General features: G+C 58.1%; 14 protein-coding genes and 1 tRNA gene. 3 read left to right on the top strand and 12 right to left on the bottom strand.

Translation table 11 applies throughout. The features are described from left to right. Nucleotides 1-170: 170 nt before the first annotated feature. The 3 genes from fabZ to TX82_RS03835 all read left to right on the top strand — a co-directional run bounded on the left by fabZ (nt 171) and on the right by TX82_RS03835 (nt 2,088). On the top strand, nt 171-599 hold the full coding sequence (gene fabZ, locus TX82_RS15930; protein WP_005007201.1) for a 3-hydroxyacyl-ACP dehydratase FabZ: 429 nt from the start codon (nt 171-173) through the stop codon (nt 597-599). Beyond that, on the top strand, nt 596-1,405 hold the full coding sequence (locus TX82_RS03840) for an enoyl-ACP reductase FabI (RefSeq protein WP_005007199.1): 810 nt from the start codon (nt 596-598) through the stop codon (nt 1,403-1,405). Before fabZ ends, TX82_RS03840 begins: the two co-directional genes overlap by 4 nt. A gap of 194 nt (nt 1,406-1,599) precedes the next feature. Continuing rightward, on the top strand, nt 1,600-2,088 hold the full coding sequence (locus TX82_RS03835; protein WP_005007197.1) for a ferritin-like domain-containing protein: 489 nt from the start codon (nt 1,600-1,602) through the stop codon (nt 2,086-2,088). Between the two features lie 33 nt (nt 2,089-2,121). Here TX82_RS03835 and TX82_RS03830 read toward each other — a convergent pair whose 3' ends face one another. The 12 genes from TX82_RS03830 to TX82_RS03775 form a co-directional block, all read right to left on the bottom strand. Then, nucleotides 2,122-3,174: a PA0069 family radical SAM protein gene (locus TX82_RS03830; RefSeq protein WP_244875051.1), complete on the bottom strand. Its 1,053-nt coding sequence runs from the start codon at nt 3,172-3,174 to the stop codon at nt 2,122-2,124. Nucleotides 3,175-3,213: 39 nt separating this feature from the next. Next, nucleotides 3,214-4,077, bottom strand: coding sequence for a hypothetical protein (locus TX82_RS03825; protein ID WP_005007196.1), 864 nt, complete (start codon nt 4,075-4,077; stop codon nt 3,214-3,216). Between the two features lie 81 nt (nt 4,078-4,158). After that, nucleotides 4,159-5,136, bottom strand: a complete 978-nt coding sequence (locus TX82_RS03820) for a multiheme c-type cytochrome (protein ID WP_005007194.1) — start codon at nt 5,134-5,136, stop codon at nt 4,159-4,161. A 48-nt stretch (nt 5,137-5,184) separates the two neighbouring features. Continuing rightward, nucleotides 5,185-6,192, bottom strand: a complete 1,008-nt coding sequence (locus TX82_RS03815; protein WP_042250480.1) for a phenylalanine--tRNA ligase subunit alpha — start codon at nt 6,190-6,192, stop codon at nt 5,185-5,187. A gap of 122 nt (nt 6,193-6,314) precedes the next feature. Beyond that, nucleotides 6,315-6,671 carry a 50S ribosomal protein L20 gene (gene rplT / locus TX82_RS03810; RefSeq protein ID WP_005007190.1) on the bottom strand — a complete coding sequence of 119 codons (357 nt, stop codon included), beginning with the start codon at nt 6,669-6,671 and terminating at the stop codon, nt 6,315-6,317. A 33-nt stretch (nt 6,672-6,704) separates the two neighbouring features. Then, the gene (rpmI, locus tag TX82_RS03805; protein WP_005007187.1) at nt 6,705-6,899 is read right to left on the bottom strand and encodes a 50S ribosomal protein L35; all 195 of its coding nucleotides are present in this window, start codon (nt 6,897-6,899) and stop codon (nt 6,705-6,707) included. A 48-nt stretch (nt 6,900-6,947) separates the two neighbouring features. Beyond that, nucleotides 6,948-7,499, bottom strand: a complete 552-nt coding sequence (gene infC / locus TX82_RS03800) for a translation initiation factor IF-3 (protein ID WP_275450597.1) — start codon at nt 7,497-7,499, stop codon at nt 6,948-6,950. A 38-nt stretch (nt 7,500-7,537) separates the two neighbouring features. Further along, a complete protein-coding gene (gene thrS / locus TX82_RS03795; RefSeq protein WP_042251804.1) occupies nt 7,538-9,307 on the bottom strand; it encodes a threonine--tRNA ligase in 1,770 nt (589 codons plus the stop codon). A gap of 88 nt (nt 9,308-9,395) precedes the next feature. After that, nucleotides 9,396-9,467 (bottom strand) — tRNA-Val (locus TX82_RS03790). A gap of 409 nt (nt 9,468-9,876) precedes the next feature. Further along, nucleotides 9,877-11,184 carry a flagellar hook protein FlgE gene (locus tag TX82_RS03785; protein WP_005007178.1) on the bottom strand — a complete coding sequence of 436 codons (1,308 nt, stop codon included), beginning with the start codon at nt 11,182-11,184 and terminating at the stop codon, nt 9,877-9,879. A gap of 24 nt (nt 11,185-11,208) precedes the next feature. Further along, nucleotides 11,209-11,865: a flagellar hook assembly protein FlgD gene (locus TX82_RS03780; RefSeq protein ID WP_005007175.1), complete on the bottom strand. Its 657-nt coding sequence runs from the start codon at nt 11,863-11,865 to the stop codon at nt 11,209-11,211. 20 nt (nt 11,866-11,885) lie between these two features. Continuing rightward, on the bottom strand, nt 11,886-13,679 hold the full coding sequence (locus TX82_RS03775; RefSeq protein WP_144079075.1) for a flagellar hook-length control protein FliK: 1,794 nt from the start codon (nt 13,677-13,679) through the stop codon (nt 11,886-11,888). Nucleotides 13,680-13,817 lie beyond the last annotated feature (138 nt).

Genomic DNA, 13,817 nt, shown 5'->3' with positions numbered 1-13,817 from the left:
AGGACAACAAGGAAATATTATGAGATATGAGGCGGACGATTGTCCACGGCGACGATTCCGTTCGACGCGGGGACGAATGACCTTTCCTTTAATCTCCCTCTCCCCCTCGCGGGAGAGGGCGGGGTGAGGGGGAATGATATTTCCTCTTTTCTCCCAACTGAAGTATTCTTATGAACGACGAAATCTTAAACACCATCCCGCACCGGCCGCCGTTCCTGTTCGTCGATGAAATCGTCGAGCAAACCGACACGCGTATCCACACGCGCAAAACCATAAACGCCGACGAGCCGTTCTTCAAAGGCCATTACCCGGATTTCCCCATCATGCCCGGCGTGCTCATCTGCGAATGCGTGTTTCAGGCGGGCGCTCTCTTGATGGCGAAAAAACTGGGCACGGAGGAAGGCAAGGTGCCGGTGCTGACACGCATCCAGAACGTGAAGTTCAAACAACCCGTATATCCCGACAGCGTGCTCGATATCCGCGTCGAGTACGGCGAGAGTGTCGGTCCGGCGCATTACATGAAAGGCAAGGCGGAGGTGAACGGCAAGACCGCGGTGTCGGTCGAGTTCACCGCCATGCTGATGGAGGAACAGCGGTGAGCTTCCTCAGCCTCGAAGGCAAGAGCATCCTCGTCACCGGCGTCGCCAACAAGAAAAGCGTGGCCTACCACATCGGCAAAACGCTGGAGGCGGAAGGCGCGCAAGTGATCTACAGCGTGCGATCGGAAACGCGCAAGGCCAGCGTCAAGAAACTGCTCGACCCGGCGCCGATGTTCGTCTGCGACGTGGAGGACGAAGCGCAGATCGACCGCCTGCGTGACGAAGTTGCCAAAACCACCGGTACTCTGCACGGTCTGGTGCATTCCATCGCCTTCGCCAACTTCGCCGACGGACTGAAACCGTTTCACGAGACCTCAAAGCGGGATTTTTTGCAGTGCGTTGACATCTCCTGCTACTCGCTCATCCGCCTGTCGAACACATTCAAGGACCTGTTTGCGAAAGACGCGTCGGTCGTCGCCGTCGGCATTTCCACCACGCGCATGGCGGCGGAGAACTACGGCTACATGGGGCCCGCCAAGGCCGCGCTCGACTCCTCGCTCGCCTTCCTCGCCAAATCGTTCAGCGCGTTTTCTCAGGTGCGGTTCAATTCGGTGAACGCCGGATTACTCAAGACTTCGGCTTCGGCCGGCATACCGGGCTACCTTGACTCGTATATGCACGCCGAGCAGTTGACGCTCCGCAAAAAGGCGTTGCAGACGCAGGAGGTGGCGAACGCCGCCGTGTTTCTGTTGAGCGAACGGTCGAGCGGCATCAACGCGCAGGGCATCGTGCTCGACGCCGGCATGAGCATCAACTACTTCGACAAGGACATCGTCCGCCGCGCCCAGCGCCCGGAACCGAAATAAGCAACGCCTCCTCCGGAAAACCCACGCTTCTCTTTCCGGCAACCTTCTCTCAATAAAAACAGCCGAAATTTCCCACAATCAAAGGCACCTGTATTTCCTGAATCAAAGTGCCTTTCGGGGGTTTCCATTTCCCGGCCGGGTTCTATATTAACTAATAGAGCACTCTCCATAAAAATTCAGAGGCGGGACGAGTCATGGAAATCGCGAGCCAGGAACTTCTTGAAGTGTCAACGGAAATGGAAGAGAAAGTGCAGGAGTTGTATCGCGGACTTGCCGGGCGCATTGAAGACCCGGTGGTGAAAAATTACTTATTGCTGATGGCCCGGGATGAAGCCCATCATGAAAAGCATTTCGAAAACATGCTGGGTACAGAGAAAAGTCAGCATTGTGGCTGGAACCACAGCCAGGAGTTGCGCGAACTGATCGACACGCAAATTCAAAAGGAATTGTTTCCGCTGGTGGACCGAACGCTGGAACGCATGCCCAATTCAGTGGATATTCCCCGAGCGCTGCATGTCTGTCTGAAATGTGAAGAGATGTCCGTCGAATTCTATGGACTGATGCGGGCCAGTTGTGAAGATGTGGAAACCAAGTCGGTATTGATCGAGCTGGAAAGCGAAGAGAAATCGCACCGCGACTTCATCCGGGCCCTGCTTCAGCACTGGGAAGAGAAAATTGGTTGAATCGGTGGTGTCAGTAAACCGGTTCCTGTCTTTTTAAAACAGGGTTGCCTGCCGGTCGGTGGGATCGCGGAAGTGGTCGATGGACAGACGTGGTCCGCCGGCTGAAAACCCCGCCTGCTTGCGCGCGAGCGTGAACATCTGTTTGATCTGCTCCGCATACACGCCTTCACCTTTCATGCGCGCGCCGAAGCGCGTGTCGTTCAACTCCCCGCCGCGTACCTCACGGATGCGATTGAGCACTTTGCCTGCCTGCGTCGGCACGTGCGTCTCCAGCCATTCGCGGAACAGGTCTTTCAATCCATGCGGCAGGCGCAGTACCTGATACCCCGCAAACTGCGCGCCCGCGTCTTTCGCCGCTTTGAGCAATGCCGGGATCTCGTGATCGGTGAGGCCGGGGATGATGGGCGCCGCGAGCACACCCACGGGCACGCCCGCCTCGTTCAACGCACGCACGGCGTGCAATCGATTCTCCGGCGTCGAGGCGCGCGGCTCCAGTCTGCGTGCGAGGTTCGCGTCGAGCGTGGTGATGGAAAGATACACCGCCGCGCAGTCGAACGCCGCCAGTTGCGACAGCACATCGATATCGCGCGTGACGAGTTCGTTCTTGGTGATGATGGCGACGGGGTTGCGGAAATCGAGCGCCACCTGCAAACAGGCGCGGGTGAGGCCGAGTTTGCGCTCGACGGGCTGGTACGCGTCGGTGACGCCGGAGACGGCGATCGTCTGCGGTTGCCAGCTTTTTCTGGAAAGCGCTTGCCGGAAAAGTTCCGGCGCGTTGGGCTTGACGAGGATCCTGCTTTCGAAATCGATTCCCGCCGACAGCTCGAAATACTCGTGCGTCGGCCGCGCGTAGCAATAGACGCAACCGTGCTCGCACCCTCGGTAGGCGTTCAGGCTGTAATTGAAAGGAATATCCGGGCTGTCGTTCGACGACAGGATCGACTTCGAAACGTCCTGCCAGAACTCTGTGTTCTGGCCCGGGCCCTGAGGATCGTCCAGCCAGTCCTCCGCCGTGGAGCGGTCGAGCGGCTTGAACCGGTTGGCGGGGTTGCTCCCCGCCCCCGGCCCGTTGCCGGTTTCGCGGATGATCCTTGCGCTGATTTCATTCCATTCCGTTATGCCTCATCAATGTTTGTGCGTTCCTTCTTCCCAGTATTCCTGGATCATGGCCCAGGCGCGGTGAGTGAGGTGGCACTTCTTGCAACCTTCCCTGCCGATGATGCCGACGTTTTTCCAGAACTCGCCGGGATTCGGTTTGTCCTGCATCAACGTGTCGCGCATGTCGTCGAAGGCCTTGTTGACCTCGTCACCGACGAAAAACTGTTTCACCGCGTCGGTGGTGTGGCACTTCGAGCAGGTGGATTTCAACTCCATGAACCGCTGTTTGAATCCGCGCACCGCCTTGGCCGAGCGGTCGTACTGCCCTTCTTTAAAATTGGTGGTGACGGCGTTGAACGATCCGGAAATCTTGTGCATGAATTTGCCGTAAGCCAGCTCTTCTTCAGTGACCGGATCGAGGATTTTGATTTTATCCGCATGCGGCCAGTGGAAATGCGCCCACACGGAGACGTATTGGTCCGCGTGGCACTTGCCGCAGGTCTTGCCAACGGCACCGGAGGTTTCCCCGATCTTTTTCGGGTCGTGCGTTTTCACCGCCTCGGCGAACGTCTTCGCCGCTTTGAGATCGAAGTATTCTTCCCATTCCGGCACCAACTTGGATGTTTCCTCGTAGGCTTTCAAGAAATCGGCGGCGCGCGCTTCCGCGTTTTCCCAATCACCTTCGCCCATGTTGGTGAACACACCGCCGAAGTTGCCGGAGAGGGCGTGCATCTGCTGAATCCACTTCGGCTCCTTGGACTCGGGCGGGTAGAGTTTTTTCAGCGAATCGGGCGGCTCTTTCACCACCAGGTCTTTGGCCAGAACGGGCGTAGCGGACCACAACAGCATTGCAACGAAAACAAGTGCGGAGAATTGAAAAGTACGGATCATGAAGCCCTCCCAGTTTTTGGTAATCGTGAAAACGATATAGACTTCTATTATAGCTAAACCGAACCAATGGAAAGCAAGGGCTTATCTTGAGAAATGCACGCGTTTCACGTCGGTTTTTTCTTTGGACCAGGCGGGCGTGTACTGGATGAGAAGCTCCGCGCGTTGCACGTTGCTTCCCGCCAGGTAGCGGTATTTCACGGATTTTTTGTAGGGCAGGGCGGTTTCCTGCTGTGGGGCGAGGATTTCCTTGTACTCGTCGATGGCTTTTCCCGCCTCATCAAAAAAGGTGGTGTACAGGTACATGCGCGGATCGCCATTGTCCGCGGTCGGCACCCAGTGCGGTACGTTGAGATTGGTGAGTTCCAGTTCGAACACGCGCTTTCCGAACGTTCCGGTGACTGCGATGTCCACCTCGGTGATTTCACGTTTGGGGAAACTGTGATCGGCGACTTCGCGCTTGGCGTGCAGGAGGCTTTTCGGAAAACTTTGTGTCAGCCGCGCCAGTTTGCGTTGCATGTGGCAGGACTGGCAGGTTTTGCCCGACCCCGTCGCCTGCCACTGCTTGTAGGTTTTCTCGTGGCACGATGAACAAAACTTCGCGGTGCGGTAGGCGTCGTTCTGTTTCGTCGGGTGCGGCGGCGACAGGATATCGTACGGACCGTGCATGGCGTCCTCTTTCAAATGGCAGGGCACGCAGTAGATGCCGTCGTCGCGGTGCTTGAGGCGCGGTTGTGGTTTTTCGCCCGGAAACACCGTCGTCGGAATGTGGCAGTTCAGGCATTTTTCTTTCGAGTGGTTCTCCGACGCCTTGACGTAGCCCTCGCTCACCCACGCCACCGAGTGACGGCTCTCCTTCCACGCTTCGAAAATATCTTTATGACAATCGGCGCATCGCTTTGCTTTCGGGTAGCGCAGTAAATCCGGTTCACGTACTTTTTGGATGAGTGTATCGGGAATGAGGCCGGGAGTGATGTTGACGACGAAGTATATCGAGCACAACGCGGCGAATCCCAACGCGCCAGCGGCCAGGGCCCAGCGTAGAAGACGGTAACGGTCCATCGAACGCTCTCATTGGGTGAAGGGATGGAGAGGGGAAACGGTTGCCGTTTAGAACTGTTGCAGGAACCGCAGGTCGTTTTCGAAGAACAGGCGGATGTCGTTGATGCCGTATTTGAGCATGGCGATGCGCTCCATGCCGAGCCCGAAGGCGAAGCCTGTCCATTTTTCCGGATCGTAATCGACGAAGCCGAACACCGCCGGGTCCACCATACCGCACCCGAGGATTTCGATCCATCCGGTGCGCGAGCAGACGCGGCACCCGTCGCCGCCGCAGATGACGCACTGAATGTCCACCTCCGCGCTGGGAGAGGTGAACGGGAAAAAGCTGGGGCGGAAACGCACACCGGTATCGGGACCGAACACTTGGTGCACGAACAGGTTCATGACCCCCTTGAGATCGCTGAACGACACACCCTCGTCCACCATCAACCCCTCGATCTGGTGGAACATCGGCGTGTGCGAGATGTCGGAATCGCACCGGTACACCTTGCCCGGCGCGATGATGCGCACCGGCGGTTGCTGTTTTTCCATGACATGGATCTGCACCGGCGACGTGTGCGTGCGCAGGACGCGATCGCCGATATAAAACGTGTCCTGCATGTCGCGCGCCGGGTGGTCTTGCGGAATGTTGAGCGCTTCGAAATTGTAATAATCGGATTCGATTTCCGGCCCTTCCGCCACGTCAAAACCGAGGCTGACGAAAACGCGGGTGATTTCTTCCATCACCTGTGTGACGGGGTGGAGGGAACCAATGGGTTCGCGGCGGCCGGGGAGGGTGGTGTCGAACGTGCCGGATTTTTTACCGGTGCCGGAATGTTCCAGCTCGCCGGACCTTTCCTGGATGCGCGCTTCGACGTGGGTTTTGAGGTCGTTGATGTGTTTGCCGACGGCACGTTTTTCTTCCGGCGGCAGGCCGCGCAGGTCTTTCAGGATGACCGTGACGTGCCCCTTTTTTCCAAGGTAGCGCGTGCGCAGGTCCTTGAGGTCGGCGGAAGTGGAAGCGGACGCCAAAGCTTCTTCGAATTCCCGGCGATAGTTGTCAATCTGATCGATCATACCAGGCAAGGTCTGGGGAAACAGGCCCGGCTGGGCCGGGGGCAAACAGTGTAATCCGATTGCACCGGGAAACCAAAGCTCGCCCTTGGAGCATCAGCCGGGTTCGTCTGGCCGCAGGCCGGTCAATTCAGATTGGAGCGAGCGGTTTCGAGAAGTGCCTTGAAGGACTTTTCGTTGTGAATGGCCATATCGGACAGCACCTTGCGGTCCAGGTCGATGTTGGCTTTTTTCAGGCCGTGCATGAACTGGCTGTAGGTCAGCCCTTCGGCGCGGGCGGCGGCGTTGATGCGCGCGATCCACAGGCGGCGGAAATCGCGTTTGCGGGTGCGGCGGTCGCGGTAAGCGTAGGTGAGCGACTTCTCAACCGCCTCGCGGGCCTTGCGGTACGCGGTACTGCGCACACTGCGGAAGCCTTTGGCCAGCTTCAAAACTTTCTTTCGGCGATTACGGGATACAGTTCCGTTTACGGCTCTTGGCATTTTTCAGATTCTCCTGGTGTTCTCCCGGTTCGCTCAATTAGGCAACAGGGCTTTGATGCGCTTGGCGTCGCCGCTGGTCAGGGTGCGGCTGCGGCGCAGGTTGCGTTTTCGTTTAGTGGTTTTGCTGGTCAGGATGTGACTCGTGAACGCGGCGTTTCTGCGGATCTTGCCCGTCCCCGTTTTGCGAAATCGTTTCGCGGCGCTCTTGTTGGTTTTCATCTTCGGCATGGTGCTGACTCCGTTTTCCTTATCTCTATTCCTGTCACGGTCCGGCGCTCAGGCTTCGGCCGCATCTTCCTTTTTCGTAGGAACTTCCTTTTTCTTTTTCGGTACGAGAATCATCGTCAACGTACGACCTTCCTGCTTCGAAGCCTGTTCGATATCGGCAAGATCCTCCAGCGTTTCGGCCACGCGTTCCAGCAGGCGCTGCCCGTTTTCGCGGTGAACGATCTCCCGGCCCTTGAAAAAGATCACGATCTTGGCCTTGTCGCCGGCTTCAAGAAAGCGCTGTGCGTGCTTGATTTTGAAATTGAAATCGTGCTGGTCGGTATTCGGCCGGAATTTGACTTCCTTGACGTGAATGACCCTCTGATTTTTCTTCGCTTCGTGCGCCCGTTTGCTTTGCTTGTATTTGTACTTGCCGTAATCCATGATCCGGCAAACGGGGGGGTTGGCGTGCGGCGCGACTTCCACCAGGTCGAGATCGTTTTCCTGCGCCATCGACAGGGCCTCGTGCGTGGGGAACGTTCCCAACTGTTCGCCATCGGCGCCAATCACCGTGACTTCCTTGACACGGATCATGTTGTTGATACGCTGTTTTTTATTAATACAAAGGTCTCCTATTCAATTTCAAATGACAAAACGCTTCAAAGCACATCGATCGCCTTGGTGTCAATCTCGTGCTTCAACTGTTTCAAGAAATCATCCAATGACAGGGTGTGGGTATCCTGAGAGCGCCGCTTGCGGACGGCCACCTGCCCGGATTGCACTTCCTTGTCGCCTAAAACCAACATATAAGGGGTTTTGGCCAATTGGGCCTCCCTTATCTTGAACCCAATCTTCTCATTTCGCAAGTCTTTTTCCACCCGGATTCCCTTTTCTTCCAGTTTCGCCGCCACCTCTTCGGCATAGGCGTTCTGGTTGTCGGTGATGGGCAAAAGAATCACCTGCACCGGGGCCAGCCACAAGGGAAACGCGCCCGCGTAATGCTCAATCAGACATCCGAAAAAGCGTTCGATGGACCCCATCAGCGCGCGGTGGATCATGATCGGCTGGTGGTGTTTGCCGTCCTCGGCGACGTACGACATTTCAAACCGGTGCGGCAGGTTGAAGTCGACCTGGATGGTGGACACCTGCCAGAAACGGCCGAGGCTGTCCTTGATCTTGATGTCGATCTTGGGTCCGTAAAACACCCCTTCGCCGGGGTCTTCCTCGTAATCGAGGCCGGACTTGTCGAGCGCCTTCTGCAGGGCGTCGGTGGCCGTGGTCCAGTCGTCGTCGGAGCCGACGGATTTATCCGGCCGGGTGCTGAGGAATACCTTGTACTGGTCGAAACCGAACGAGCGCAGAATATAAAGCACGAACCCGAGCACGCGCTCGATCTCGGCCTCGATCTGGTTGCGCGCGCAGAACAGGTGCGCGTCGTCCTGCGTGAAGCCGCGCACGCGCAGCAGGCCGTGCATGACGCCCGACCGTTCGTAGCGGTACACCGTTCCCAGTTCCGCCCAGCGCAGGGGCAGGTCGCGGTAACTGCGCAGGTGCGACTTGTAAATCTGAATGTGGAACGGGCAGTTCATCGGCTTCAGGATGTATTCCTTGTTCTCGACATCCATCGGCGCGAACATGTTCTCTTTGTAAAAATCGAAATGGCCGCTGGTCTGCCACAAATCCGACTTCGCCGTGTGCGGCGTGTACACCAGCTCGTAACCGTTCTTGTAATGCTCCTGCCGCCAGAACTCCTCGACAATGTAGCGGATGCGCGACCCCTTCGGGTGCCAGAGAATCAGGCCGGGGCCGACATCCTCCGACATCGAAAACAGGTCGAGCTCCTTGCCCAGCTTGCGGTGGTCACGCCGCTTGGCCTCTTCCAGACGGTCGAGGTATTCCTTGAGTTCGTCCTTGGTGCGCCAGGCGGTGCCGTAGATGCGCTGCAGGACGGGGTTGCGCTCGTCGCCGCGCCAGTAGGCGGCGGAGGTGGACAGCAGTTTGAACGCTTTCAGCCGCTTGGTGTTGTCCACGTGCGGACCGCGGCACAGGTCCGTGAAGTCTCCCTGCGTGTAGGCGGAGATGGCGTCACCCTGGTCGATCGACTCGATGATCTCGACCTTGAAATCTTCGCCCAGGTCCTTGAAAAACTTGACCGCCTCGTCGCGCGGCATCTCCTGGCGCTGGATGTCGAGACCTTTCTTGGCGATCTCCTTCATGCGCTTTTCGATCTTTTTCAGGTCTTCAGGAACGAACGGCGTCTCGCGGTAAAAATCGTAATAGAACCCGTCCTCGATGACCGGCCCGATGGTGACCTGCGTCTCGGGGAACAGGTCCTTCACCGCCTGCGCCATGAGGTGGGCGCAGCTGTGGCGGATGGTGTCGAGATCGAATTCCGTTTGCGCCGGTTTGTTCTGCGTTTGTTCGTTCATAAGACGTAAAAAGGCATCATGGGACGATCCGCACATGATGCCCTTTTTTTGCTTAAAAAGACCTTGGAGGATCCTGATATTGAGAAAATAGGCACGGGCGGTTTCGAACCGCCGACCCCTTGCATGTCAAGCAAGTACTCTACCCCTGAGCTACGTGCCTGTAATCACCTAGATTGCTTGAGCTTATTCTATTTTTATTGACCGCTTTGTCAAGCCCAAAGCGGGCGTGACCCGGAGCAAAATGGGTAATACTTTGTGGGCGGACGATGGTCGGCGGGCCCGTTCCAAATCCAAACCGTTTCTTCCCCACGTCGTGGGGGCGGTCGTGGCCCGAGCAAATTGGCTAATGCTCAAGTGTCACGGCGATGACCCTCCAGCGCGTTCCGAATACAAGCCGTTTGCTCCGGCTCTAAGCCGGGGGGTGTGGCCCGTAGCAAATTGGGTAATGCTTTGTTGGGGTGACGATGGTCGGTGGGCAAGAATCCCCTGCTGATTTATCAGGAGGCGATCCTCAGCCATAAAAAAACCCGGGCCCCGCAAAACGGGACCCGGGTAGGAGGTTCCGACGATTAACGGGTGAGGTTCACGGTTTCCGTAAGGAGGTCGTCGGTGGTGGTGATGATGCGGGCGCTCGCCTGGAACGCCTGTTGGGTTTTGATCATGGTGACGAACTCCTGTGCCAGGTCGACGTTGGAAAGCTCCAGCGTGCTGCCCAGCACGGAGCCGAACGCTCCGGTCTGTGGCGCGGCAATGACTGGCTGTCCGGACAGCCCGGATTCCGCGAACAGGTTTTGTCCCACCCGCGTCAGGCCGGTCGGGGCCAGGAAATCCGCCAGGCCCAGCTGGAAAAGCGACTCCGACTGACCGTTGCTGAACAGGCCGTTGATGGTCCCGTCGTTGGCCACGCTGATTCCCGTCAACACACCGGTGGGGAACCCGTCCTGCACCACCGAGTTGTTGTTGGAGGTGGCGGCGAACCCGGTCACCTTGCCGTTGGTGGCGATGCCCGTGGTATCGGCCAGATCCCAGGTGATGTTCTGCGTGGCACCGGGAGGCGACGCCGTGGTGAAGTCGATGGTGACGGTCAGGTCCTGCACATCACCACCGAAAAGCACCGTGCCGCCGCTGTCGAGAACGCCATCCAGCGTCCCGGTATTGTCGAACACCAGCGAACCGCTGTTATTGGCCGTAGCCGCGACCACCGTGCCCTCGCCCGCTGGAACCGAGACCGCATAGTCCCACTGCGTGTGCGTGGTGGCCGGGAAGGTGGCTGTGGTGTTGGTGGCCTTGGTGAAGGTGATGGACGCCACCACCTGGTTGCCCACCGAGTTGACCAGCGTGATCGGCGAAGTGAACGTGGTGCCTACCGCAGACCGGGCGTCGAGGTTCGCCCCCAGCGTGAACTGGGTGCTGGCATTGGGCGCCGACTGCACTCCGGCGAGGTCCACGTTCTCCAGGGTGTTGTTCACGGTACCGCCGGTGACGCGGAATCCCTGCAGAATGTTGCCGCCGATGTCCTGCACCACACCGTTGTCATTGATGCGGAACTGGCCGGCGCGGGTGTAAAAATTGCCCTGGCCGTTGTTGACGATGAAAAAGCCCTGACCGTCGATCGCCATGTCCAGGGAGTTGGTGCTATTTTCGATCGCACCCTGCGAAAAATCCTGCAGCGACCCGATGAACTGCGTGCCCTGTCCTACCTGCGAGGTCACCGACCCGGAAGTCAGGACGGTGCTGAACAGATCGCCGAAAACACTTTTACTGCTTTTGAACCCAACCGTGTTGGTATTTGAAATGTTGTCGCCGATGACGTTCATGGCCTGTGAATTCGATCGCAGGCCGGACACACCGGAGAACAGGGAACCTATGAGTGACATGACATCTCTCCTTATCGATTTTTATTAGAGCGAAACCCTGGAAATATTATCAGCCGAAATCTTGGCGCCGTTCACGATGGCGTAGGTGTTGCCGTCTTCAAACAGGACCTCGGACACCGTCCCCTTGGTGAAGGTGGCGGCTTCCACGCTGTTGCCCGCGGGGCTCGTCGCCTTCACGCGGAAAGTGTAGTTGCCTTCGGCCACCGGGTTGCCCGAAGCGTCCAATCCATCCCAGACAGCGGTGTTGCCGCCCTTGCCGCCCGATCCGGTCACCGTGCGCACCAGCGAGCCGATGGCGTCGTACACCTCAACCGTCACCGTGTCCGCTTCCTCTCCGAGCGAGTAGCTCAGGTTGTGCGTGTCGCCTGATTTGTGGGCGACCGTGTTGCCCTGCACATCCACCTGCTTGCCGATCATGTTGATCATGCTCGAGTTGGTGGCGGCCTGTTGCGACTGGATCAGTTTCAGGATGTTGGTGTTGACGTTGGTCATCTGTTCCAGCGCGCTGAATTGCGCCAGCTGCGCGCTGAACTCCTGGCCGTCCATCGGGTTGAGCGGATTCTGGTTGCTGAGCTGGGCGATCATGAGTTTCATGAAATCATCCTTGCCCAGCGTATTCTTCGCGCTGGTGGGCGCGAGGGACTTGTTTGATTCCGCGTGGGGTAAAACGCCTTGCAACATGGCCGAAGCCTCCTAAAGAGTTAAGCGAATAAACTGATCGTTTGCGATTCGTTGAAAAACACCGGCCGGGTGAAAGCGACTTCCTCCACCGGTCCGGACGTGTCGGGTCCCTGTGCCGGATCAAACGGCCGGAACGCATGCACCTGCTCCTGGCGCTGGTGCGGCGACTGCCCATGGTGGTTGCCGCCGACGAGCACGGTGAAGGAATCCACCTTCACACCCTGGCTGTGCATGGTGTCGCGCAATTGCGTGAGGCTGCCTTCGATGGCCTGTTTGACTGCGTGATTCTCCGCCACCAGGGTGGCGCGTACGGTTTCGCCGCTGGATGAAACGTTCAGCCGCACGGTGCCCAAAGACGGCGGGTCGAGTTTGATGTGCACCTCGCGCGAATGACCCAGGTTGCGGAACGCCACCTTTTCGATGATCTGCGCCGTCACGGGTTTTTCGACCCCGCCGCGGGCGCTGTAGGTTTCCGCCATCATCGGCCGGAAACCTTCACCCGCCTTGTCCGAGACCGGTGATGTGGACGTGGCACCGACGGGAGCGGTCTGGTTTGCGGTCTGCGTGGCCTCCCCACCGGTGTTCAACCCGTTGACCGCCGTTGCCGTGGCCGCCTGGGCCGAAACGGCGGCGGGTTTCGGTGCGGCCGCGTTCGGGTTCAGCGGTTGCATGCCGGGATTCGTATGCGCCTTGCCTTCGTGCGTCAGGTTGGAGACGGTCTGCGAACCGGATTTTTCTCCCATCAGTTCCGCGGGGGTTTTCATCTTCGCATCCGTGGAACGGGTATCGAGATTCAGTTTGGATTCGCGTGAAGGCGGGGCGGGTTCCGTTTGCGTATCGGGAGTCGGCTGACCGGCTCCCTTGGATTTGGAAATGCTTTGCGCCAGCTTGGCCAGCACGATGCGTCCATCGACTTTGCTGTCCGAGCTGTTCATGCCGCGCGCCTCTTCAATGATCTTGCGCGCTTCGGCTTCGGTGAGGCCGGCCTTCATCAATGCGTCGATCACTTTCTTTTCAAGAACGGAGGCGTTGGCGCCGTTGTTCTGTGCCGACTGGACGGCCATGCCGTCTTCCGGATTCTCAACCTGGAGGTTCTGCAGGGCCTGGAGCAATCCGTTCAACGCCATCAGGAACGCGCCGCCCTGGCCGTTTTGATTCATGTCATCGTTCAACGCGGCGATGAGGCGGTCGAGCACCTCGGGATCGAGGTCCATCTGCCGGAGTTGTTCGATGAGCATGTCTTTCGATGCGCCCCCGTTTTGACCGGAGATCAGGTTCATCAGTTGAAGGTCCGGATCGGTTTTGAGCTGGTTGAGCAGTTGCATGAGCGCATCGGTGCCCGGCTTGCTTGAATTTTCGGCCGAAGCGAGAAGCGCTTCCGCCTCAGGAGACAAACCTCCGCTGTTCTGCAGCAAGGCAAGGAGTGCCTGCAAGGAAGTTTCCTGCGGGACCGGGCGGGCCTGTTTCCCATCCGCCCACTGCGTTTCCCTATTGTCCGAAGCGGTTGTCCTGTATTTGGAGTCGTGCGTACGGGAATGCTTTGTTTTCGAAAAACGCGATTCCGTTTTCGGTTCGTGAACGAATTCGCGAGTACGGTTGTGTGATTCGGTGCGGGTGTCGTCGAAGCGACGGTCATGGTGGTGAGCGTCTGAGGAGGAAACAGAGTCCCGCCGCACGGTGCGCGTGTCGTTCTGCATGAACTTGTCGAAGTCCGGCGCGCCCGCTTCCTTGATCCCGGGCTGGAACCCGGATTGCCTGGACTGGGGTCCCGGCCCGATCAGTTGTGCAAGGATGTTTTTGTTTTGAGTGTTCACGATGGTTTCCTCATCACGCTGGCTCAAGACACAGCTTTTTGGTTCCCCCTTGAAAAGCAAAGGGTGTGCCAAAACGGATAAAACACGGGAAATGCTTACCAGGGGCGGGTTTACGGGGTGAAGGGGGCGGAAACGAAG

This window comes from Nitrospina gracilis 3/211 (genome assembly GCF_000341545.2).
GTDB lineage: Bacteria > Nitrospinota > Nitrospinia > Nitrospinales > Nitrospinaceae > Nitrospina > Nitrospina gracilis.
This window is presented reverse-complemented; position numbering and strand designations above follow the sequence as displayed.

What these genes read in the sequence shown, in the direction of transcription:
- fabZ (WP_005007201.1), top strand. Translation starts at nt 171, where the DNA reads ATGAACGACGAAATCTTAAACACCATCCCGCACCGGCCGCCGTTCCTG.
- TX82_RS03835 (WP_005007197.1), top strand. Translation starts at nt 1,600, where the DNA reads ATGGAAATCGCGAGCCAGGAACTTCTTGAAGTGTCAACGGAAATGGAA.
- TX82_RS03825 (WP_005007196.1), bottom strand. Translation starts at nt 4,077, where the DNA reads ATGATCCGTACTTTTCAATTCTCCGCACTTGTTTTCGTTGCAATGCTG.
- TX82_RS03820 (WP_005007194.1), bottom strand. Translation starts at nt 5,136, where the DNA reads ATGGACCGTTACCGTCTTCTACGCTGGGCCCTGGCCGCTGGCGCGTTG.
- TX82_RS03815 (WP_042250480.1), bottom strand. Translation starts at nt 6,192, where the DNA reads ATGATCGATCAGATTGACAACTATCGCCGGGAATTCGAAGAAGCTTTG.
- rplT (WP_005007190.1), bottom strand. Translation starts at nt 6,671, where the DNA reads ATGCCAAGAGCCGTAAACGGAACTGTATCCCGTAATCGCCGAAAGAAA.
- rpmI (WP_005007187.1), bottom strand. Translation starts at nt 6,899, where the DNA reads ATGCCGAAGATGAAAACCAACAAGAGCGCCGCGAAACGATTTCGCAAA.
- thrS (WP_042251804.1), bottom strand. Translation starts at nt 9,307, where the DNA reads ATGAACGAACAAACGCAGAACAAACCGGCGCAAACGGAATTCGATCTC.
- TX82_RS03785 (WP_005007178.1), bottom strand. Translation starts at nt 11,184, where the DNA reads ATGTCACTCATAGGTTCCCTGTTCTCCGGTGTGTCCGGCCTGCGATCG.
- TX82_RS03780 (WP_005007175.1), bottom strand. Translation starts at nt 11,865, where the DNA reads ATGTTGCAAGGCGTTTTACCCCACGCGGAATCAAACAAGTCCCTCGCG.